This window comes from Dactylosporangium thailandense (assembly GCF_059739745.1).
In genome coordinates this window covers 1761788-1783744 of sequence record NZ_AP029195.1, presented here as the reverse complement: position 1 = coordinate 1783744, position 21957 = coordinate 1761788, and the positions used below count along the sequence as shown (strand labels likewise).

At 75.4% G+C, this 21957-nt stretch carries 19 protein-coding genes and 1 pseudogene; 11 read left to right on the top strand and 9 right to left on the bottom strand.

Annotated elements, in window-relative coordinates:
* Positions 1–90: 90 nt before the first annotated feature.
* A pseudogene (locus AC6JBM_RS07785) lies at positions 91–879 on the top strand (dolichyl-phosphate beta-glucosyltransferase); the annotation flags it as partial.
* On the opposite strand, the gene erm reads toward AC6JBM_RS07785, so the two are convergent.
* Positions 871–1650 (bottom strand): ErmE/ErmH/ErmO/ErmR family 23S rRNA (adenine(2058)-N(6))-methyltransferase, encoded by a 780-nt coding sequence (erm, locus tag AC6JBM_RS07780; protein ID WP_497982912.1) that lies wholly within the window; start codon positions 1648–1650, stop codon positions 871–873. The pseudogene AC6JBM_RS07785 and the gene erm sit on opposite strands and share 9 nt — an antisense overlap.
* A gap of 440 nt (positions 1651–2090) precedes the next feature.
* Between erm and AC6JBM_RS07775 the strand changes: the two genes are divergently transcribed.
* Positions 2091–2822: an SDR family oxidoreductase gene (locus AC6JBM_RS07775; protein ID WP_497982911.1), complete on the top strand. Its 732-nt coding sequence runs from the start codon at positions 2091–2093 to the stop codon at positions 2820–2822.
* Positions 2823–3516: 694 nt separating this feature from the next.
* Here AC6JBM_RS07775 and AC6JBM_RS07770 read toward each other — a convergent pair.
* Positions 3517–5031: an MDR family MFS transporter gene (locus tag AC6JBM_RS07770; protein WP_497982910.1), complete on the bottom strand. Its 1515-nt coding sequence runs from the start codon at positions 5029–5031 to the stop codon at positions 3517–3519.
* Positions 5032–5040: 9 nt separating this feature from the next.
* Positions 5041–5742 (bottom strand): aldo/keto reductase, encoded by a 702-nt coding sequence (locus AC6JBM_RS07765; protein ID WP_497982909.1) that lies wholly within the window; start codon positions 5740–5742, stop codon positions 5041–5043.
* Positions 5743–5844: 102 nt separating this feature from the next.
* Here AC6JBM_RS07765 and AC6JBM_RS07760 point away from each other — a divergent pair, with 102 nt between their 5' ends.
* Positions 5845–6750 carry a LysR family transcriptional regulator gene (locus AC6JBM_RS07760; RefSeq protein ID WP_497982908.1) on the top strand — a complete coding sequence of 302 codons (906 nt, stop codon included), beginning with the start codon at positions 5845–5847 and terminating at the stop codon, positions 6748–6750.
* A 19-nt stretch (positions 6751–6769) separates the two neighbouring features.
* Here the strand turns inward: AC6JBM_RS07760 and AC6JBM_RS07755 are convergent, their stop codons facing one another.
* Positions 6770–7885, bottom strand: a complete 1116-nt coding sequence (locus AC6JBM_RS07755; RefSeq protein ID WP_497982907.1) for a MerR family transcriptional regulator — start codon at positions 7883–7885, stop codon at positions 6770–6772.
* A 62-nt stretch (positions 7886–7947) separates the two neighbouring features.
* Here AC6JBM_RS07755 and AC6JBM_RS07750 point away from each other — a divergent pair, with 62 nt between their 5' ends.
* Positions 7948–10032, top strand: coding sequence for a DUF4132 domain-containing protein (locus AC6JBM_RS07750; RefSeq protein WP_497982906.1), 2085 nt, complete (start codon positions 7948–7950; stop codon positions 10030–10032).
* On the opposite strand, the gene AC6JBM_RS07745 is transcribed toward AC6JBM_RS07750, so the two are convergent.
* A complete protein-coding gene (locus AC6JBM_RS07745) occupies positions 10014–11927 on the bottom strand; it encodes a glycosyltransferase family 39 protein (RefSeq protein WP_497982905.1) in 1914 nt (637 codons plus the stop codon). The two genes, AC6JBM_RS07750 and AC6JBM_RS07745, sit on opposite strands and share 19 nt — an antisense overlap.
* Before the next feature lie 67 nt (positions 11928–11994).
* The gene (locus tag AC6JBM_RS07740) at positions 11995–12555 is read right to left on the bottom strand and encodes a helix-turn-helix domain-containing protein (protein ID WP_350610878.1); all 561 of its coding nucleotides are present in this window, start codon (positions 12553–12555) and stop codon (positions 11995–11997) included.
* A 66-nt stretch (positions 12556–12621) separates the two neighbouring features.
* Here AC6JBM_RS07740 and AC6JBM_RS07735 point away from each other — a divergent pair, with 66 nt between their 5' ends.
* The 3 genes from AC6JBM_RS07735 to AC6JBM_RS07725 are packed head-to-tail and all read left to right on the top strand — an operon-like array spanning position 12622 to position 15768.
* Positions 12622–13500, top strand: coding sequence for an NAD(P)/FAD-dependent oxidoreductase (locus AC6JBM_RS07735; RefSeq protein WP_497982904.1), 879 nt, complete (start codon positions 12622–12624; stop codon positions 13498–13500).
* 42 nt (positions 13501–13542) lie between these two features.
* Positions 13543–14493 (top strand): DNA polymerase domain-containing protein, encoded by a 951-nt coding sequence (locus AC6JBM_RS07730; protein WP_497982903.1) that lies wholly within the window; start codon positions 13543–13545, stop codon positions 14491–14493.
* 51 nt (positions 14494–14544) lie between these two features.
* Positions 14545–15768, top strand: coding sequence for a sugar efflux transporter (locus AC6JBM_RS07725; RefSeq protein ID WP_497982902.1), 1224 nt, complete (start codon positions 14545–14547; stop codon positions 15766–15768).
* A gap of 87 nt (positions 15769–15855) precedes the next feature.
* On the opposite strand, the gene AC6JBM_RS07720 is transcribed toward AC6JBM_RS07725, so the two are convergent.
* Positions 15856–16434, bottom strand: coding sequence for a CGNR zinc finger domain-containing protein (locus AC6JBM_RS07720; protein WP_497982901.1), 579 nt, complete (start codon positions 16432–16434; stop codon positions 15856–15858).
* Between the two features lie 44 nt (positions 16435–16478).
* Entirely contained in the window at positions 16479–17372 is an 894-nt protein-coding gene (locus tag AC6JBM_RS07715) for an alpha/beta fold hydrolase (protein ID WP_497982900.1), read from the bottom strand.
* A gap of 36 nt (positions 17373–17408) precedes the next feature.
* Here AC6JBM_RS07715 and AC6JBM_RS07710 point away from each other — a divergent pair, with 36 nt between their 5' ends.
* The 4 genes from AC6JBM_RS07710 to AC6JBM_RS07695 all read left to right on the top strand — a co-directional run bounded on the left by AC6JBM_RS07710 (position 17409) and on the right by AC6JBM_RS07695 (position 20410).
* A complete protein-coding gene (locus AC6JBM_RS07710) occupies positions 17409–17966 on the top strand; it encodes a helix-turn-helix domain-containing protein (RefSeq protein WP_497982899.1) in 558 nt (185 codons plus the stop codon).
* Positions 17967–17991: 25 nt separating this feature from the next.
* Positions 17992–18990 (top strand): selenide, water dikinase SelD, encoded by a 999-nt coding sequence (gene selD / locus AC6JBM_RS07705; protein ID WP_497982898.1) that lies wholly within the window; start codon positions 17992–17994, stop codon positions 18988–18990.
* Positions 18991–19584: 594 nt separating this feature from the next.
* The gene (locus tag AC6JBM_RS07700) at positions 19585–19992 is read left to right on the top strand and encodes a DUF2752 domain-containing protein (RefSeq protein WP_497982897.1); all 408 of its coding nucleotides are present in this window, start codon (positions 19585–19587) and stop codon (positions 19990–19992) included.
* Positions 19993–20005: 13 nt separating this feature from the next.
* On the top strand, positions 20006–20410 hold the full coding sequence (locus AC6JBM_RS07695; protein WP_497982896.1) for an RDD family protein: 405 nt from the start codon (positions 20006–20008) through the stop codon (positions 20408–20410).
* A 345-nt stretch (positions 20411–20755) separates the two neighbouring features.
* On the opposite strand, the gene nrfD is transcribed toward AC6JBM_RS07695, so the two are convergent.
* Positions 20756–21658: an NrfD/PsrC family molybdoenzyme membrane anchor subunit gene (gene nrfD, locus AC6JBM_RS07690; protein ID WP_497982895.1), complete on the bottom strand. Its 903-nt coding sequence runs from the start codon at positions 21656–21658 to the stop codon at positions 20756–20758.
* Positions 21659–21957: the final 299 nt, after the last annotated feature.

Below are 21957 nucleotides of genomic sequence, written 5' to 3'. Positions count from 1 at the left end.
CGCGGACGACCCCGATCGGCAACCGAGTTGGCAGCCCACACCCAGGTTCTCCGCGACCGGGTCACAAGATCCGGGCCGAACCTGAACGGCATGGAGATCACCGCGAGCCCGCCCGTCCTCGACATCGTCATCCCGGTCCACAACGAGCAGCACACCCTCGAACGCTGCATCCGGACGCTGCACGGGTTCCTGACCGCCTTCGTGCCGTACACCTTCCGGATCACCATCGCCGACAACGCCTCCACGGACGCGACCCTCAACGTCGCCGCCGCGCTCGCGAACCGCTTCGAACACGTCGCCGTGCACCACCTCGAGCAGAAGGGCCGCGGCCGGGCGCTGTCGGCGGTCTGGCAGCGCTCCGACGCCGACGTCCTCGCGTACATGGACGTCGACCTGTCGACCGACCTCGGCGGGCTGCTGCCGCTCGTCGCGCCGCTGATCTCCAACCACTCCGACGTCGCCCTCGGCACCCGGCTGGCCTGCGGCTCCCGCGTCGTGCGCGGACCCAAGCGCGAGTTCATCTCCCGCTCGTACAACCGGATCCTGCGCACCGCACTGGGCGTGCGCTTCTCCGACGCCCAGTGCGGCTTCAAGGCCGTGCGCCGCGACGTGGCCCGGCTCCTGCTGCCGCAGGTGCGCGACACCGGCTGGTTCTTCGACACCGAGCTGCTCGTCATCGCCGAACGCGCCGGGCTGCGCATCCACGAGGTCCCCGTCGACTGGGTGGACGACCCCGACAGCCGCGTCGACATCGTGCGCACCGCCCTGGACGACCTGCACGGCGTGGCCCGGATGCGCCGCACCCTGCGCGACGGCACCATCCCGGTCGCCGAGCTGCGGGACCGCCTCGGCCGCCCCGCCCTGACCCTGTCACCGGCCGGCGCGTAGCAGCCGGAACAGCGTGAGCCACTGCTCCGGCCACACCAGCCCGACCGGCGTACGCGTGTCCAGCCGCAGCGCCCGGAACGCCCCGGCGACCCGGGCCGCCGGGAACCGCTGCGTCAGCGACGCATACAACGAGCCCCCGACGCCGCTGAAACCCAGATGCACGATGCTCCGGTACGTCCTGAGCCCGCCCGCCTCCACCAGCGGCACCGGGCGCCGGGTCAACCGCAGCAGCCCGCCGTCGACCCGCGGCACCGGCCGGAACGCGGCCCGGGACACGCGCCCGGCCAGCCGCCAGTCGACCTCCGGCCACGTCTCGATCGTCAGCCGCGACCAGCGCCCGTAGTCCCCGGCCCGCTTGCGCGCGTACTCCAGCTGGGTCAGCAGCGTCGCCGACGTCAGCCCCGGCGCCCGCAGGCACCAGCCGACGACCCCGGACGTCAGCGCGAACGGGATGTTGCCCACCACCGCGAACGGCTCCGGCGGCGGCACGGCGGCCAGGAAGTCGGCCACCCGCACCGTCAGCCCGCCGAGGCGCGGCAGCGCGGCCGCCATCCCCGGATCGACCTCGAACGCGACCACCCGGCCGGCCCGGCGTACCAGCTCCTCGGTGAGCCGCCCCCGCCCGGCCCCGACCTCCAGCACGAGATCACCACGTTGCAGGGCGGCGGCATCGGCGATGCGGCGCACGGCCGCCGGATCCATCAGAAAGTTCTGCCCGTAGACGCGCCGGGCGCGCGGATGGGCAGCGGAAAAGCGAGACATGACCAGGTTCCCTGTTCGTTCGCGGCGAATGCGGACGCGGAAGGGCCCCGGTGCTGCACCTAGAGGTTCTCGACCTGGAAGTTCCCGGTTTGGTGGTGACGGGCGTCAGGCCTGGCAGACCAGGGCACGACGCCGGAAACGCAGACGCGCGGCCGGCATCACGGCCGACCCGATCAGGGCGTGCGTCGTGGTGGTCATCGCCGGAAGCTATCAGAACGGCGGACGCTCCCGCGCGGCATTTACGACCGCCCGCCTCCCGCGCCAGGGCCACCCCGTGCCGGTCCCGCACGAACCCCTGCGCGTGCGGCTCCCGGGCCGCGCGCCCGAAGTGCAGCAGCACACCACCGACCCGCCGCCGGGCTGGGTGCGAGTCTGGGCAGGCACCGCCCCCGGCAAACAGGTCGTGGCGCCCGGCCCCGCCGCGGGGCACCGTTGAGCCCATGGAGGCAGTTGCACTCGGCGGCCGGCGCGTCGCCATCCTCGGCGGTACCTCCGGCATCGGCCTCGCCACCGCCCAGGCCGCGGCCGCCCTCGGCGCCGAGGTGATCGTCGTCGGCAGCCGCCCGGCGAGGGTGGCGAAGGCCCTCGCGGAGCTCCCGGCCACGGCCACCGGCCACACCGCGGACCTGACCGACGAGTCCGCCCTGGTCGCGACCGTGACGGCCCTGGGGCCAATCGACCACCTGGCGTACACCGCGGGCGAACCCCTGGTGCTCACCCCGCTGCCCGACCTCGACACCGCGACCGCGGCGGGCTTCTTCCGCCTGCGGTACTTCGGCGCCCTGGCCGCCGTCCGAGCTGCAGCCCCACACCTGCGCGACGGCGGCTCGATCACCCTGATCACCGGCACGGCGGCGGACCGGCCCACACCCGGCTGGACGGTGGGCGCGAGCCTGTGCGGCGCCATGGACGCCCTGACCCGGGCCCTGGCCGTGGAACTGGCCCCGCGCATCCGCGTGAACGCGGTGAAGCCGGGCGTGATCCGCACCCCACTGTGGTCCGCGCTGCCCGACGACGCCCGCGAGGCTCTGTTCCGCGACACCGCCGCCGCGGTCCCCCTGGCCCGGGTGGGCGAGGTGAGCGACGTGGCGCGGGCCTTCATCTACTGCATGACCCAGCCTTTCGCCACGGGCGCCATCATCCCCGTCGACGGCGGCGCCCTGGCCGCTTGACGTACCGCAGTCCCGGGGCCGCTCGGACCTTTTCGCAACGGCCTCGGGTTCGCATCCGGCGCTCGATACAGGCGGGTGCGCGGCCTCACGTCGTGTTTCGCTTCCTAGGAAACTAGGAACTCGACCAGCCCGCACGGCGCACGGTCGAAGACCAGCCCGCACGGCGCCCGCACGGCGCACGGTCGAAGACCAGCCCGCACGGCGCCCGCACGGCGCACGGTCGAAGACCAGCCCGCACGGCGCCCGCACGGCGCACGGTCGAAGACCAGCCCGCACGGCGCCCGCACGGCGCACGGTCGAAGACCAGCCCGCACGGCGCCCGCACGGCGCACGGTCGAAGACCAGCCCGCACGGCGCCCGCACGGCGCACGGTCGAAGACCAGCCCGCACGGCGCCCGCACGGCGCACGGTCGAAGACCAGCCCGCACGACCGATCCGCCGCCGTTGTCGGTCCGGGTGCCGGGCGCTCCGCAGGTGGCGGGTCGGTCGGCGGGCCGACGCACGCATACCGCCGCGACAGCTCGCCTCACGGCCGCCGCCGAAGGCTGCGACCTACGCGACCGGCGGGCCGACGCACGCATACCGCCGCGACAGCTCGCCGACGTCGACCGCGCGGCCAGGACCCGGGGAGGCACCGCGCGCCGCCGCCGCCCACGGCCGCCGAGCGCGCTGCCGCAGTGCCCGGCGAAGGGCCTCAGGACAGCTTCTCGACCCGCCGCGGAATCAGCAGCATCACGGCCACGCCGCACACGCCGACGACCGCCAGCGCCACGAACACGTTGTGCGAGGCCGTGTAGAGGGCCGCGCGCACGTAGTCGACGACGTTCGCCGGAGCCGTGCCCGCCTTCAGCAGGATCGTCGTGGCATCGGCGCCCGCGGTCAGGGACGGCTTCACGTCCGGCGGCGCGGCGGCGAAGCGGCGGTCCAGGGTCGTGTTCGCGATCGCGCCGAACACGGCCGCCCCGACCGCGCTACCGATCGAGCGCGAGAACATGTTCGTGCCGGTCACCACGCCGCGGCGGTCCCAGTCGACGACGGACTGCACGGCCACGAGCGTCGGCGCGGCGGCGAGGCCGAGGCCGATGCCGATCACGAAGCAGGCGAGCGCCGTCATCGCGACCGTGGTCTGCTCGGTGAGCAGGGCGCACATGACCGTACCGCCGACGATGACCACGCCGCCGATCAGCGCCGTGTTGCGGAAGCCGATGCGCAGGTAGACGCGGCCGGACAGCGTCGCCGCGATCGGCCAGCCCAGCGTCATCGCGGCGACCACGAAGCCGGCGACCAGGGCGCTGGTGCCCAGTACCCCCTGGGAGAAGTTGGGGATGTAGGAGCTCAGGCCGATGACGAGCGCACCGACGGCGACCGCGGAGAGGTTGCCCCCGATGAGCGTGCGGTGCTTGAACACCCACAGCGGCAGCACCGGCTCGGCCGCGCGGCGCTCGACGAACACGAACGCCGTGATCATGAGCGCGCCGAGCGTGAAGATGACGATGCTCGGGGCGCTGGCCCAGGCCCACATGATGCCGCCCTCGAGGGTGGCCAGGATGAGCAGCGTGCACCCGCCGATGAGCAGCACGGCGCCGAGGTAGTCGATGCGGTGCGCGCGGCGCTCGACGTTCTCCTTGAGGTGCCTGGCGAACATCCACACGGCGAACAGGCCCAGCGGCAGGTTCACGAAGAAGATCCAGCGCCACGACAGGTAGTCGGCGAACACCCCGCCGAGGGTCGGGCCGACGACCGAGGACACGCCCCAGACGCCGGCCACGTAGCCCTGGACGCGGGCGCGCTCCTCGACCGAGTACAGGTCGCCGATGATCGTCATGCTGATGGGCTGGATGGCGCCGGCGCCGATGCCCTGGATGGCGCGGAAGACGATGAGCGTGAGCATGCTCCAGGCGGCGCCGCACAGCACCGAGCCGAGCAGGAAGGCCGCGATGCCGAAGAACATGACCGGCCTGCGGCCGAGCACGTCGGCGAGCTTGCCGTACAGCGGCGTCGTGACGGCCGCGGTGAGCAGATAGATCGAGAACAGCCACGGGAAGTGCGCGAACCCGCCCAGGTCACGCACGACCGAGGGCACCGCGGTGGCGATGATCGTGCTGTCCAGCGCGACCAGGCCGGTGGTCAGCATGACCGAGCCCAGGATCGGTCCGCGCTCCGAGCGCAGCCCGACCGCGGCGCGCTTGGTGAAAGTGGCCTCTTGCACGGACACACCTTACGACAGGGCCGACATGTTCTCCTCCAGGTGGCGCATCGACGCGGTACCGGGGATCGGCAGCATCACCGGCGAGCGCCGCAGCAGCCAGGCCAGGGCAGCGGCCTTGTCCGCCGCCGGGGCGACCGGGCGCCACGGGATGAACGCGATGCCGCGGCGCTCGCAGTACTCCAGGACGTCCTCGCTGGCCCGGTCCTCGATGTTGTACCGGTTCTGCACGCTCGAGATGTCGGTGACCGCCTCCGCGGCGCGCAGCTGCTCGACCGTCACCTCCGAGAGCCCGACCCGGCGCACCTTGCCCTCGTCCTGCAGCCGCCGCAGCGCCCCGACCTGGTCCTCGAGGGGCACGGTCCGGTCGATGCGGTGCAGCTGGTACAGCTCGATGCACGACACCCGCAGCCGCCGCAGCGACAGCTCGGCCTGCTGGCGCAGGTACTCGGGCCGCCCGCAGTCGAACCACTCGCCCCCGACGCAGATCCGCCCGCCCTTCGTCGCCACGATGACGCCCTCGGGATACGGGTGCAGGGCGTCGGCGAGCAGCTCCTCGTTGGCGCCGAAGTCGTACGAGTCGGCGGTGTCGAAGAACTGCACCCCCAGCTCGACCGCGCGCCGCGCGACGGCCATCCCGTCCTCGCGCGACAGCCAGGCCGGCCCGCCGGTGAGCCGCATGGCCCCCAGCCCGATCCGGTGCACGTTCAGCATGGTCAAAACCCTCCTGCCGCTGTGGTACCGCCCATGCTTCCGCCCCCAACCGTGAAGCACAATCGACACTTCGTTGCCCCGACCGCGTAGCATCGCTACGCAATGGGACTCAATCTGGAGCGCCTCCGGGTGCTCGACGCGGTCGCGGCGACGGGCTCGGTCGCCGGGGCGGCGGCGGCGCTGCACGTCACCACGTCGGCGGTGTCGCAGCAGCTGGCCCGGCTCGAGCGGGAGACGGGGCAGGAGCTGACCGAGCGGCAGGGCCGCGGCCTGCGCCTCACGCCCGCCGGCACCCTCCTGGCCGGTCACGCCGCGCAGCTGCTGGCCCACGCCGAACGCGTCGAGGCGTCCCTGGCCGAGCACCGCGGCGCCGTGGCCGGCCCGCTGCGCCTGGCCGCGTTCGCCACGGCCGCCCGGGGCCTGCTCCCGCCGGTGCTGCGACGCCTCCGCGAGCGGCACCCGGCGCTCACCCCCGGCCTGTCCGAGCTCGAACCGCACGAGGCCCTGCCGCTGCTGCGCCGGGGCGAGCTCGACCTCGCCGTGGTGCAGGACTGGCCGGCCGACCCGCTGCCGGCCGGCCCCGGCCTGACGCGGCGGGACCTGCTGGAGGACCGCTTCGACGTGGCCGTGCCCGCCGGTCACTGGGCCGCGACCCGCGACGCCGTCGCCGTCGCCGAGCTGGCGGGCGAGGAGTGGATCGGCTGGAGCCGCGGCCAGATCTGCCACGACTGGCTGCTCGCCACCCTGCGCGGCATCGGCGCCGAGCCGCGGGTCGCGCACACCGCCTCCGAGCACTCGACGCAGCTGGCCCTGGTCGCCGCGGGCCTGGGCATCGCCGTCCTGCCGCGCCTCGGCCGCGACCCGGTGCCGGCCGGCGTCCGCCTGGTCGCCGTCGAGCCGGCCGCCGCGCGCCGCGTCTTCGCCGTCTGGCGCACGACCGCCACGCCCCGCCCGGCGATCGGCGCGGCCCTCACCGCGCTGGTTCAGGCCGCCTCCGGCCTGACCTGAGCCGTGGCGACGGGGCGGTTCAGGCCACGAGCAGCCGCAGGCCGAGCTCGGCCTTGTCGAGGGCGGCGAGGTCGCGGTTGCGCTCGGCCCACCGGCCCGAGGCGAGGTCCTCGCGCAGCCTGCCCACCGCGCGCCGCTCGGCCTCGGGCCCGACCCTGGTCCAGACCGACACCGCGCGGCGCACGTGCTCGTCCAGGTACGCCTCGGGGCGGCGCCAGTACGCCTCGAAGAAGCCGTCGGCGCAGTCCCACGGGATGAGCACCGGCTCCGCGCGGCCCCCGATCGCGCGGGTCAGGTCGGCCAGTGCGGGCCAGCCGTCGAGCAGGCCGGCGACCTCGGGCAGGTAGTCGCGGGTGAGCCAGAACCGCTGCCGCCAGCCGATGTCGTCGGCGTCGTACGTGAACACCACCACGCGGCAGGCCACCCGCCGCAGCTCGCGCAGCCCGGCGACCGGGTCCGGCCAGTGGTGCACGGTGCTGACCGCCATCGCGGCGTCGAAGGACCGGTCCGCGAACGGCAGGCGCTGCGCGGCGGCGGCCACGCACGGCGCCGCGCCCGCGGGACGCAGCGCCCGCATGACCGCCGACGGCTCCACCGCCGTGACCTCGCGGTCGGGGGGTTCGTAGGAGCCGGTGCCGGCGCCGACGTTCAGCACCGTCCGCGCGTCTCCCAGCGCGTCCCAGATCCGCGCGGCGATCCGCGGCTCGGTGCGCCGGGTCGCCGGGTAGGCGGACCCGATGGCGTCGTACAGCCGCGCGCCGAACACGCGCAGCTGCTCCTCGGGCGTCGCGGGGATCCCCATCGCTCGCGCCTGCAGTTCCCGGTCGATGGCCGTCACCATGGCGGCGGCGCGGTCGCGCTGGTCGAGCAGCAGGCCCCGCAGCCGGCGCAGGTGCGCGACCGCGTCCGTGGCCGGGTCGTCGACCAGATCCGTGATCTCGCGCAGCCCGAAGCCCAGCCGCCGGTAGGCCAGCACCTCCCGCAGCCGCTCCACGTCGCCCGCCGAGTACGCCCGGTGCCCCGCCGCGGTCCGCGCGGACGGCCGCAGCAGCCCGATCTCGTCGTAGTGATGCAGCGTGCGGACGGTGACGCCGGCCAGCTCGGCCACCCGTCCCACGGTCAGGTGCTCCTCCACACCGCCGACTATGTGCCATGACGCCACGTGAGGGGCAAGCCCGGGCGCCCTAGGCTGCCGCCGTGAGGTTCGTACTCCCGGCGTCCTGGCACCGCTCCTTCTACCCGCGCCGCGGCGGCGCTCCCCTGGCCGTCGAGCCGTCCGGTGACGACGGGCCGCCGCTCGGCGCCGCGGCCCGGGCCGCGGTCGAGCTCGCCGCCGGGGTGGCAGACGCGGCGGAGGTCCGGCGGGTGCTCGCGCCGGTGCGCGCGGCGCTCGCGGCCGCGCCCGAGGAGGCGTACGCCGAGGCCGCCGGCGCGCTGCGCCAGGCCCGCACCGGGTCGTGGGCGCACCGGCTCGCCGCCGCGTTCCTCGTGCCGGACCTCGCCGCGGCGAACGTCGCCGAGGTGCCCGAGCGGCATCCGCTCGCGCCGCTGCTCCTGGCGTCCGTGTCCACTGTGGAGCAGGCGCGGGGGGTGCTCGCCCGGCTCGCGCCCACGCAGGCCGGGCAGCTGCGGGAGCCGGAGCTGCTGCACACCCTCGCCGAGGGCATCGGCGACGGGATCCTCGACCTGTACGCCGCCTACTGGACCGGCCGCTCGGTCGAGTACACGATGGCGGGGGTGCCCGAGTACCTCGCGGCGATGACCGAGGCGCTGCCCGCGATCGGCACCGGGCGCGCGTTCGAGACCCTGCTCGGGCTGGCCGGGCAGCGCGGCGTCCCGGCCGCGGTCATGGCCGCGGCGGAGCGCTTCCCGGACCTCGCCGTGCCGCTGCTGCGGGCGAACGCGTCCCGGCCCCGGGTCGCCGAGCTGCTGAGCCGGCACCTCGCCCGGCACACCGGCACGCCCGTCGCGGCGACGGGCGCGGTCCCGCGGCTGCCGCCGTGGGCCGAGCCCGCGACGCTGCCGCCGATCCGGGTCGCCGCCGCGCCGGTGGTGCGGCGGCTCATGCGCGGCGAGATCCCCCCGGAGGCGGGCGACCTGGCCCGGTTCGGCTGGGAGCTGTGCTGCCGGTGGGAGGAGGCCGGGGCACCGCCCGCGGGGCGCTGGGCCCTCGAGGCGCAGGCGCTCGTCGGCGACGACGAGACCGCGGCGCGGCTGGCCGACGCGGTGCGGCGGTGGGCCGCCGAGGGCGCCGGCCGGCGGGTCGCGGCCGGGATCGACGTGCTGCGGCGGCTGGGCGGCGAGGCGGCGCTGCGGCAGCTGCACGACCTGGCGACCACGGCCGGGTCCCGCGCGGTCCGCACCCGCGCCGCGGCGAGCCTGGCCGGGGTCGCCGCCGGGCTGGGCCTGACCGCCGACGCGCTCGCCGACCGGCTCGTCCCCCGCTTCGGCCTCGCCCCCGACGCGACCATCGTGCTCGGCGACGGCCCGCACCGGATCACCGCCGGCTTCGACGACCAGCTGCGCCCCTGGGTGGCCGACGAACGCGGGACGCGCCGCCGGGACCGGCCCGGGTCCCCGTTCGCGGCGATCCGCCAGGGCGTCCGGAAGGTCGCGGCCGAGCAGACCCACCGTCTCGAGCTGGCGATGACGGCCGGGCGGCGGTGGAGCGCGGCGGAGTTCCGGGTGCTGCTGGAGCACCCGCTGCTGTTCCCGCTCGCCCGGCGGCTGGTGTGGATCACGGGCCCGCCCGGGGCGCCCGGCGTCGCGGTCCGCGTCGCCGAGGATCGCACCCTCGCCGGCGTCACCGACGATCGGGCCGGCCTGGCCGCCGGGGACGTGCTCGGCGTCGCGCACCCCGCGGACCTCGACGTTCCCGCCTGGCTGGCGGTGTTCGCCGACTACGGCATCCTGCAGCCCTTCCCGCAGCTGCATCGGCCGGTGTACCGCCTGGAGCCCGGCGAGTCCGCCGCCGCACGGCTGCGCCCCGTCCCGGTGGTGCGGCTGCTCGCCCTGGAGCGGCACGGCTGGCGGCGGGCCGCCGTCGAGGGCGCCCGCGTGCTCGGGATGGAGCGCGACCTGCCCGGCGGCCACGTCGTCGCCGTCGGCCTCGATCCCGGCATCGCCCTCGGCCCGCGGCCGGACCGGCAGCCCGAGCAGCGGCTGCGCGACCTCCGCATCCGCACGCCCGGAGGCCGCGCCCGGCCCATCGCGGAGCTGGACGCGGCCTCGGTCTCGCAGCTGCTGGCCGACCTCGCGCCGGGTCAGGAGACGAGCTTGTAGACGGTGGTGCTGCCGACGGTCTGGGCGGTGTAGTTCGCGGCCACCCAGGTCGCGATCCCGCTGTTGCCGCCGCCCATGCCGCCGCCGCGGCCGCCGGAGACGTAGTACGCGACCTGACCCTTGGCCACCATCGCCTGGAACTCGGCCAGGGTCGGGGCCGGGTCGCTGCCGTCCCAGCCGCCGATCGCGATCACCGGCCTGCCCGTCGCCAGCTCCAGCTCGGCGGCCGTCTGGTCGCCGGTGGTGGCCGCGGCCCAGGTCGTCGTCGTGGACCGCAGCAGCGTGGTGAGCTCGCTGTCGCTCTGTCCCTCGCCGCCGAAGCCGCCCATCCGGCCACTGCCGATGCCACCGCCGAAGCCGCCGCCCATGCCCGCCGACGCCGGGCCGGAGGTGGGGATGGACCCGGCGTGCGGCTGGTTCGCGGTCGCCAGGGCCCACGCGCTCGTCCCGCCGAAGCCGGTCAGCACGGCGGCCAGGGTGAGCACGACCGCGAGGCGCCGGCCGAGCCCGGGCCGCCCCGGGCGCGCGGCCGGCGCGAGGCCGCCGAAGGCCGCGACCGCCACGGCCGCGGCGCCGCCGAGCAGCAGCAGCGACCAGCGCAGCCACGGGTTCCAGGAGGCGTCGCGGGAGAGCAGGACGAAGTCCCACGCGGCGGTCACGAAGACCATCGCGGCCAGCACCAGCCGCGTCGGCAGCGCGGCCCGGGCCCGCCACAGCTCGCGGCCGGCGATGGCGACGAGCGCGGCGATCGACGGGGCGAGGGCGACGGTGTAGTACGGGTGGATCGTCCCGGACATGTAGCTGAAGACCAGGCCGGAGACGAGCAGCCAGCCGCCCCAGACGACGAACGCGGCCCGGGTGGCGTCGGTGCGCGGGGCGCGGCGGGTGAACCACAGGCCCGCGACCAGGGCGATGAGCGCGGCCGGGAGCAGCCAGCTGATCTCCGTACCCATGCTGTCGCCGAACAGGCGCGTGATGCCGGTCGAGCCGCCGAAGCCGGCGTTGCCCATGCCGCCGCCGCCCCCGCCGCCGCGGTTGCCGTTCCCGCCGAGGATGCGGCCGAGGCCGTTGTACCCCAGGGCGAGCTCGAGCAGGCTGTCGTTGGTCGAGCCGCCGATGTACGGCCGCGACGAGGCGGGCCAGAGCGCGACCAGCGCGACGAACCAGCCGGCCGACACGACCAGCGTGGCGCCCGCGGTGAGCAGGTGCACGAGGCGGCGGCCGATGGTGGCCGGCGCGGCGATCAGGTAGGCCAGCGCGAAGCCGGGCAGCACCAGCAGCCCCTGGAGCATCTTGGTCAGGAACGCGAAGCCGAGGGCCGTGGCCGCGAGGGAGAGCCAGCCGGGCGAGGCCTGCTCCACGGCGCGGGTGGTGCAGTAGGCGCCGGCGACGAGCAGCAGCGTGAGCAGCGCGTCGGGGTTGTCGAAGCGGAACATGAGCACGGCGACCGGCGTCAGGGCCAGGGCCGCCCCGGCGAGCAGGCCGGCGGCCGCGCCGAAGTGCCGCTTCACGGTCGCGTAGAGCAGCGCGACCGCGGCCACGCCCTCGAGCGCCTGCGGCACCAGCAGGCTCCAGCTGTTGAAGCCGAAGATCCGGCCCGACAGCCCCATGATCCACAGCGCGGCGGGCGGCTTGTCGACGGTGATGACGTTGCCCGCGTCCAGCGAGCCGAACAGCAGCGCCTTCCAGCTCTGCGTGCCGGCCTGCACCGCCGCGGCGTAGAAGCTGTTGGCGTAGCCGGAGTCGCCGAGGCGCCACAGGTACAGCACGCCGGTGAGCAGCAGCAGCGCGGCGAGCGCCGGGCGTTGCCACACCGGCCGGCGCGCGGCGGCCTGATGTGCGGGCCGGTTCGCGGCGGCGCGCCGGGCCGGTCGGGGCAGCGTCGTGGTCGTCATGGTGCCGACTCTCGGCGCCGCGGCTGTCCCGGACTTGCCAGGAGCCTGTGCGCCGGCTGTGAACCGCTCAGCGGGAGCGGGCGCGCACGTGGACCCGCTCGCCCTGCGGGCCGAAGAGGCTCAGCACCTCGGCGGCGTACGGGCTCGGGTTGCCGAACCAGTGCGGCACCCGGGTGTCGAACTCGACCGCCTCGCCCGTCTGCAGCATCATGTCGTGCTCGCCGAGGACGAAGCGCAGCCGCCCCGACAACACGTACAGCCACTCGTACCCCTCGTGCGTCTGCGGCGTCGGCGTGTCGTCCGCGGGCGTGTTCGGCGGGAAGATGAGCTTGAACGCCATCGGGGCGCCGGGGCGCTGGGTGAGCGGGATGTGGGTGACGCCGTGGCGCACCACGGGCTGGGTGTGCACCCGCGGGTCGGCGGTCGGCTCGGCGCCCGCGAGGTAGTCCAGCGTCACCCCGTGCGCGCGGGCGAGAGGCACCAGCAGCTCCAGGGTCGGGCGGCGGCCGCCGGACTCGAGCCGCGACAGGGTGCTCACCGAGATGCCGGTGTCGGCCGCGAGCGCGGTCAGCGTCACGCCCCGCTGCTCGCGCAGCCGCCGCAGCCGGGGGCCCACGTGATCGTCCATGGCACCAGTTTGCCATTTCGGCAAAGAACTTTGCCAGAAGCGCGGCGACCGGGCATCGTCGAGCGCATGAGTGAGCGCTACGACGTGATCGTCATCGGCGGCGGGGCGGCCGGGCTGAGCGGGGCACTGACCCTGGCCCGGGCGCGCCGCCGCGTCCTGGTCCTCGACGGCGGGCAGCCCCGCAACGCCCCGGCCGGCGGCGTGCACAACTACCTCGGCCGGGAGGGTACCCCGCCCGGCGAGCTGCTGCGGATCGGACGCGAGGAGGCCCGCGGCTACGGCGCCGAGATCGTCACCGGCGAGGTCGTGCGGGCCTTCCGCGACGGCGACGACCTGCGCGCCGTCCTCGCGGACGGCACGGCGTTCGCCGCCCGCCGGCTGCTGGTCACCACCGGGGTCGTCGACGAGCTGCCCGACATCCCGGGCCTGGCCGAGGGCTGGGGCGACTGGGTGCTGCACTGCCCGTACTGCCACGGCTGGGAGGTGCAAGACCGGCCCGTCGGCATCATCGCCACCAGCGCCCTGGCCGCGCACCCGGCGCTGCTGTGGACCCAGTGGACGCACGACCTCGTCCTGTTCACCAACGGCCACGAGGTGCCGGGCGTCCCCGCGGCGGTCACGGTCGTCGAGGGCGCGGTCGCGAAGGTCGAGCAACGGGGCGTACACCTGGAAGACGGCGGATTCGTGCCGCGGGAGGCGATCGTGGTGCAGACGACGCTCGCCGCGCGCGCCGGGTTCCTCGACGGCCTCGGGCTGCCGCTGGCCACCCTGGAGATGCAGGGCGTGCCGGTCGCCACCTACGTCGCGGCCGACGCGATGGGCCGCACCGAGGTGCCGGGCGTGTGGGTGGCCGGCAACCTCGCCGACCCGATGGGCCAGGTCATCGGCGCGGCCGCGGGCGGGATGAAGGCCGGCGCCGCGCTCAACATGGACCTGCTGCTCTGACCGCGCCCAGCCGATACCGCGCCCAGCCGATACGGTGTGACGGTGAGCACCGCCGAGGAACGTGACGGGGTCGCGCTGACCAACCTCGACCAGCCCATCTTCGAGGGGGCCGGCGCGACCAAGCGCGACCTCGTCGACTACCTCGACGCCGTGCGCGACCGGATCATCCCGGTGCTGCGCGGACGGCCGCTGTCGGTGGTGCGCATCATGCGCGGGCAGGACTCGTTCATGCAGAAGAACGTGCCCAAGTACACGCCCGGGTGGGTGAAGACCGTGCACCTGTGGGCCGAGACGTCCAAGCGCGACGTCGCCTACGCGCTGTGCGACGACCGCCGGACGCTGCTGTGGTTCGCCAACCAGCGGGCGGTGGAGTACCACCCGGCGCTCGTGCGCGCCGGGGACTGGGCGCACACCACGCACCTCGTGCTCGACCTCGACCCGCCCGAGGGCGGCGACTTCTCGCTCGTGGTGCGCGCGGCCGGGCTGATCCGCGAGACCCTCGACGCGGCCGGGCTGCGCGGCGCGGTGAAGACCAGCGGCGCCAAGGGCCTGCACGTCTTCGTGCCGATCGAGCCGACGCCGATGGAAGACGTGGCCGCCGCGACGCGCGCGATCGCCGCGCGGGCCGAGCGGCTCGACCCCGGCCTGGCGACGACCGCGTTCATCCGCGAGGACCGGCACGGCAAGGTGTTCCTGGACCCGACGCGGGTGGGCGGGGCGACGGTCGCGTGCGCGTACAGCCCGCGGCTGCGGCCCGGGTGCCCGGTCTCCTTCCCGCTGGCCTGGTCCGACCTGGACGGTGTCACGCCCCGCGACTTCACCGTCCACACGGCGCCGGGGCTGCTCGGCGACGCCGACCCGTGGGCCGCGCACATGCCGGACCCGCAGGCGATCCCCGCCGACCTGATCGCGGAGGGCCACACCATTCCCGTCCCGCGCGTGCAGGCCATGCACGAGGGCAAGCGCCGGGCCCGGGCCCAGCGCACATCGTGAGCTTGGCGATATTCGGCAGAGCGCTCCCGCGAGGTCACGTAAGGTGCGGAGGTGGTTTCAGGGGTTAGCGTCGAAGCACCGTCCAGCACCGCCCGCCGCGCCCTCGTCCCGCTCGGCATCATCTTCTTCTTCGTCGGCATGTCGGTCGCCGTCGTCGGCCCGTTCCTGTCGCTGTTCCTGAGCACCGAGGTCCACGCCGCCCCGGCCCTGGTCGGCGCGTTCCTCGTCGCCGGCCCGCTGGCCTCGATGGTCTCCTCGAACCTGCTCGGCCGGCTCTCCGACCGCCGCCCGATCCGCCGCCGGCTGCTGCTCACCGCGGCCCTGGCCGGGTTCGCCGGGGCGATCGCGACCGCGTTCGTGCGCGAGTACTGGGTGCTGCTCGCCCTGACCATGACCCTCACGGCCCTGAGCGGGTCGCTGTTCCCGCAGTCCTTCGCCTACGCCCGCGAGGTGCTCTCCCAGCGCGGCTCGACCCGCGCGGCGATGGCGATCAGCACCCTGCGGATGGTGTTCTCGGTCGCCTGGGTGGCGGGCCCGCCCGTGGCCGCGCTGCTGCTGCAGTGGGGCGGCTTCCGGGCGCTGTACCTCACCGCCGCCGCCATGTACGCGACCGCCGCCGCCGTGATCTACCTGCGCCTCGGCGAGGTGTCCCCGCCCGCGCACCACGAGCGCCCGCCCGCGCGCCGGGCCGGGGCGGTGGTCTGGTGCACCGTGGCCGCGTTCGCCGTCATGCAGGCCGCCGGGGTGCTCAACGTGCAGGCGATGTCGCTGTACCTCTCCCACGTCCTGCACGCCCAGGTGCGCGACGCGGGCCTCATCCTCGGCCTGTGCGCCGCGCTGGAGATCCCGCTCATGCTGGGCTTCGGCGCCCTGTCGGCCCGCTACCCGCTGCGCCGCCTGATCGTCCTCGGCGCCGGGATCGGGGTGGTGTACTACACGCTGGTGGCCCTGGTCGCGCACAGCTGGCAGATCGCGGCGCTGCAGGTGCTCAACGCGACCTTCATCGCCGCGGTGCAGGGGCTGGGCATCTCCTACGTCCAGGAGCTCCTGCCCGGCGAGCCCGGCCGCGCCACGACCCTGGCCGCCAACGCGTTCCCGGTGGCGTCGCTGCTGGCCGGCCCGCTGCTGGGCCTGTCGGCGGATGTGGGCTACCGCTACGCCTACGTGTCGGCGGCCGCGCTGTGCCTGCTCGGCTTCACCCTGCTCGTGGCGACGGCCCCGCGGCACCCGGCGACGCCCGCCCCGGCCCCGCAACCCGAACCCGCCGCCGCGTAGCCCGCACCGGCCGACAGCCGGCGGGCGTCAGACCGCGACCTGCCCGCCGCCGCCGCGTAGCCCGCACCGGCCGGCAGCCGGCGGGCGTCAGACCGCGACCCGAGCGGATTCCGAGCGGCGGCGCTGTTTTTTGGCGCGGTTGCCGCAGCTGTCCATCGAGCACCAGCGCCGGCTCCCGGGCCGCGACCCGTCGAGGAACAGCGCGTCGCACGCCGGGTCCGCGCACTCGCGGATGCGCTGCACGGCCGGCGAGGCCACGAGGTCGAGCGCGTCGCGGGCGACGAGCGCGAGGGTGCTCGTGACGGGGTCGTTGGCGTACCACCGCAGCTCCCCCCGCTCCCCCAGCGCCGGGGTCGGCACCGAGCGCGCGGCCGCCTGGTTGACGCGCTCGCGCGGCGCCTCGCCCGCCGCCGCGGCACCGGCGCGGGTGCGGGCCGCGGCGACGAGCGCGTACACGGCCTCGCGCAGGCCGTGCGCGTCCCGCACGATCGCGGCGGGCACCACGCTGCCCGGCACCGGCGCCACGGGACCGCACTGCCCGACCCACGCCGCGAGCGCCGGCCCGTCGGGCAGTTCCTCGACGGCGTACTCGGTGCCGCGGCGGCGCAGCGTCCGGGTGAAGTCGAGGCACAGCCTTCCGGCGCCCCGCTGGAAGCGGTCTGGCATTCGGACACCCTATCCTTCTGACCGGTTTAACCGGTACACCTCGGCTACCCGGCGGCGACCCGGTGCAGCAGGTCGCGCACGGCGGCGAGGACGGGTTCGGGCTGCTGCACGTGGAGGTACTGGTGCGACGCCCCCACGACCAGGCGATGCTCGCCGCGCGGGACCGAGGCGGCCATCGCCGCGTGCAGCGCGTGCACGCCGTCGTGGGCGCGATCGATCAGCTCCGGCGGCATGTGCTGGACCCAGAGCGGGTTCTTGTCCGCCGCGCTGAGCACGATGAGCGGCACGTCGGGCAGCGGGCCGCCGGCGGCCAGCTCCGCGTACACCTCGTCCTCGAGGTTGCGCCCCTCGCGCAGCCCGGTGCGCCAGTGCTCGAGGCGATGCTCGACGAGGGGTGCGCGGATGTCGTCGGGCCACTGCGCGTACAGCCGCAGCAGCGCGGTCCTCGATGCCTCGATCTGCTCGGGGGTCAGCTCCGGCAGCGCGTCCCACGTGGGCTTCATCCGCTCGTTGAGCGCGACGACCTCGGCCGGCAGGTGGCGCAGGATGTCCTCGTGCCCGGGGTCGAGGAACAGCAGGCCGGCGACGTCGGACGGGAACAGCTGCGCGAACCGGCGCGCGTAGACGGCGCCCATGGAGTGCCCGGCCAGCACGTACGGCCCGGGGACGCCGGCCGCGCGCAGCGTCTCGCGCAGCTCGGCGGCGACGTCGGCCGCGCTGCGGGGCAGGTGGGCGTCGTCGCTCCAGCCGGTGCCGGCCCGGTCGTAGGTGACCGCCGTGGTCAGCTCCGACGCGGCCGTCACCAGGTTGTCGTACTCCAGCCCGACGAGCCCGGCGCCGGGCACGAACACGACGGGCGGTCCCCCGCGACCGGCACGGTACAGCGCGATCCGGCGCCCGCCGGCCTCGACGAGCTCACCCCATGGCATTGTTCTCATGGATGCGAACATTATCAGGTGTGCGAACATAAGCCAATGGACCCCGTCGAGCTCCTGCTGCACCCGGTGCGGCTGCGGATCGTGCACGCACTGTCCGGCGGGCGCAGCCTGACCACGCAGCAGCTGTGCGAGCGGATCGCGGACGCGTCGAAGGCGACGGTGTACCGCCACGTCGCCCTCCTCGCCGAGGCCGGCATCCTCGAGGAGTCGGGGCAGCAGCGGGTGCGCGGGTTCGTGGAGCGGCACTACCGCCTGCAGCCGGCGCGGGCCGCGGTGACCGCCGAGCGCGCGGCGGCCGCGACCGCCGAGGACCACCGGCGCGCGTTCGCGGCGTCGATGGCCGCGCTGCTCGCCGAGTTCCAGGCCTACCTGGACGATCCCGCCGCCGACCCGGCCGCGGACCAGGTCGGCTACCGCCAGCACGCGGTGTGGCTGACCGCGGCGGAGCGCGAGCGGCTCATCGCGGGCATGCGCGCGGCGATCCTGCCGATCATCGCGAACGGCCCCGCCCCCGGCCGCGCGCAGCACCTGCTCAGCCCGATCCTGTTCCCGCTCGACCTCCCGGCCGACATCCCGGTCACCGACGACCCATGACCGCGGTGTGCCTAGAGTGGTAGGCGTGACGCAGACGGTCCGGCTCACCGGATACGCGCACGGCGGCGGCTGTGCCTGCAAGATCCCGCCCGGCGAGCTCGAGGCGGTGGTCGCCGGGCTGCTCGGCGACCGGGCCCCCGACGGCCCCGGCGAGCTGCTCGTCGGGCTCGACGACGGCGACGACGCGGCGGTCGTGGCGATCGCGAACGGCACGGCCGTCGTGGCGACCGCGGACTTCTTCACGCCGGTGGTCGACGACGCGTACGACTGGGGCCGCATCGCCGCCGCGAACGCCCTCTCCGACGTCTACGCGATGGGCGGCCGGCCGGTCGTGGCGGTGAACCTGCTCGCCTGGCCCCGCGAGGTGCTGCCCCTCGAACTGGCCGCCGAGGTCCTGCGCGGCGGGCTCGACATCGCCCGCGAGGCCGGCTGTCACGTGGCGGGCGGGCACTCGGTGGACGACCCGGAGCCGAAGTACGGCATGGCGGTCACCGGCCTCGCCGACCCGCAACGCCTGCTGCGCAACGACCGCGGCCGCGCGGGCCTGCCCCTGACGCTCACCAAGCCGCTCGGCGTCGGCGTGCTCAACAGCCGCCACAAGGCCACCGGCGAGCCGTTCCCGCACGCGGTCGCCGCGATGTGCACCCTCAACCGCGACGCGTCCGAGGCCGCCCTGGCCGCGGGCGCCGAGTGCGCCACCGACGTGACGGGCTTCGGCCTGCTCGGCCACCTGCACAAGCTCGCCCGCGCGAGCGGCGTGACGGCGCTCGTCGATGCGGCGGCGGTACCGTACCTCGACGCCGCCCGCCGGGCCCTCGCCGACGGTTACGTCAGCGGCGGCACGCGGCGCAACCTCGACTGGGTGCGCCCGCACCTGGACGCGGGGGCGACGCCCGAGGACGAGCTGCTGCTGCTGGCCGATGCGCAGACGTCCGGGGGGCTGCTCGTGGCCGGCGAGGTTCCCGGCTATCCGGTCATCGGCGAGCTCATCCCCGCGGACGGTCCCACCCTGCGCGTGCGCTGACGCCCGAGCACGGCCACCGCACGGACGCGAGCACGGCCACTGTGTAGCCGCCCGGACGCGGGCACCGTGTTGACGCCCGGACGCGGGCACCGTGCCGACGCCCGGACGCGGGCACCGTGTCGACGCCCGGACGCGGGCACCGTGTTGCACGGGCGCGGGCACGGCCGCCGCACGGACACGACCACGGCCACTGTGTAGCCGCCCGGACGCGGGCGCCGTGTTGCACGGGCGCGGGCACGGCCACCGCACGGACACGACCACGGCCACCGTGCTGCGGCCCAGACGCGGGCACCGTGCTACACGGGCGCTGGCACGGCGCCCCGCACAGCCCCTCGCCGCGCAGCCCCTCGCCGCACGACCGGAGCCGCATCCGATTTCGTGCCGTCCGCCGCGCGATCGTCACGCCCGGCTTTTCGCGTCGTGTGCCTGGGTGGCTCATACATCCACTTCTGCGGCGTGTGCTGCGGCGATTTTTCCCCATCGAACCTGAATCGTGCCTGCTCACGGCGTTTGGCATCGGACGATCGGACGACAGCGAGCGATGTCGATCACGACCTAAGCTCACGGTTCGTCACTTCGAGGACGGGTTGCAGGGTGGGCAGGCAGTACTCGGTTCCGGAGCGCCTCGGCGCGTTCGGCCTCGCGGTCGGCGCCGCGGCCACGGTCTGGCCGGCGCTCAGCGCCGGCGCGGGCCTCGGCCTGCCGTGCCCGCTGCGGTGGGCGACCGGCGTGCCCTGCCCCGCCTGCGGCCTGACCACCGCGGCCGTGGAGCTGGTGCACGGCCGGGTGCTCGCCTCCCTCGGCGCCAACCCGGCGCTCGCGGGCCTGGCGCTGCTGACGGCCGTGACGATGCCGCTGCTCGCGCTGCGGCACCTCGGCCTGGTGCGGCCGCCACGCCCGTGGTCGCCGCAGGCCCGCCGGCGGGCCGGAGTGACGGCGCTCGTCGCCGCGGCGGCGAGCTGGGTGTTCCAGCTCCACCGATTCGGCCTCATACCGTCTTAGGAGATCCCTCCCGATGAACTATGCAAGCTGGCCCGTACGCGTCGGTGCCGCCCTCGTCGACGCCATCCCCGCGGTGATCCTCACCGGCCTCGGCTACCTGATCGCCGGCCCGTCCGCCGACGACCCCACCATCGGCCCGCTCTACTACGTCTTCGCGCTGCTGTCGCTGGTCTACACCGTGTACAACCGCTGGTACCTCGGCGGCCAGGGCGCGAGCCTGGGCAAGAAGGCCCTGGGCCTGCGCCTGATCAAGGAGCAGACGGGCCAGCCCCTGGGCTTCGGCGGCGCCTTCGTCCGCGACATCTGCCACATCGTCGACACCATCATCTGCTACATCGGCTACCTGTTCCCGCTGTGGGACGCCAAGCGCCAGACCCTCGCCGACAAGATCACGGGCAGCCTGGTCGTCAAGGCCTGACGGCTCCGCCACCGACAGCACCGCACCGAGCACCACGGCGCCGGGAGTCACGCGACTCCCGGCGCCGCCGCGCGTCCAGCGCACAAACGCACCACCGGCACCGTCGCGCGCAAACCAAGCCGCCGCGCGTCCAGCGCACAAACGCACCACCGGCACCGTCGCGCGCAAACCAAGCCGCCGTGCGTCCAGCGCACAAACGCACAACCGGCGCCGTCGCGCGCAAACCAAGCCGCCGTGCGTCCAGCGCACAAACGCACCACCGGCGCCGTCGCGCGTGCGCACAATCAAGCCCACCGCGCGTCCGGCGCACAACCAAACCCGTCGCGCGTCCGGCGGGAGCCGGCGTCAGGGATTCGCGTCGCGGGCGGCGAGGCCGGCGCGCTGGGGCTCGACGACGTACTTGGGATCCTTCGTCGACTCCACGCCCGCCTCGAAGATGCCGAAGCGCGTCGCGAGGGAGCCGGCCAGCAGCGCCGCGCCCGACAGCGCCGACACGATCCGGCTGCGGCGGCCGAGCAGCGCGCCCGCCGCGCCCGCCAGGTTGAGCCGGCGTGCGGCGGTCAGGAGGCGGCCGGCCCGGCCCTGCCGGTACGGCTCGCTGAGCAGGCCCAGCCCGTGCTCGATGCGGTGCGTCGCCGCGAGCTCGAGGGCGACCCCGGCGACGGCGAGCGCGCGGGCCGGGCCGCCCTCGTGCGGCGGGGCGGCGATGAGCCCGACGGCGGCCCCGCTGGCCAGGGCGCTGCCGGCGAACGCGAACGGCAGGTCGTCGCGCGCGGCGTGCCACGACGGGGCGGCGGTGTCGGCGATGAGCACGGCCGTGTACGTGGCCAGCGCCGGCGCCAGCGCGGCCGCGCCGATCCCGGCGGCCCGTCCGGCGCCGCCGACCAGCCCGCGCGGGCGGGCCTCGGTCGTGGCCGCGAGCCCGGCGGCGCCGCCGAACGCGCTGAGGATCCACGTGCCCATCGACATCGGCGAGGTCGGCTTGGCCACGCGCAGCATGTGGTGGAAGCGCTCGGGCCGGCCGAGGTCGTTGATGAGGAAGTAGGTGCTCGCCCCGAGCGCCCCGAGCGCCGCGAGCCGGGCCGCACGCCGTGTCTTCGGCCGCCCGGTCAGGTCGGCGCCGGCCGCGAGCAGCGCGCTGCCGGCCGCGAGCCCGCCGGTGAACAGGTACGCGGGCACGTCGTGCCGCCAGACCGGGGTCTTGACGATGGGACGGCCGTAGTAGGAGCGGAAATCGGCCCGGGGCACCTGCACGTCCTCGCCGCCGTGCTCGCGCCGCGGCCGCCGCTCGCCGGGACGTGCCCCGGGCTCGCCCCGCGAACCGCGTTCGCGTGCGCCGCCGTCACCCGGGTCACCGTCACGCGCATCGCGCTCGCGTGCACCATCGGCCCGCGAGCCGTCGTCACCCGGGCCGCCGTCACGCGAACCACGATCGTGCGCGCCGTCGCCACGCGGGCCGCTGCCCGGGCCGGACGAACGCGCGGGGCCGTTGCTGCGGCCGGAAGAGGACGAACGCGCGGAGCCGTTGCCCGGGTCGGAGCCGGACG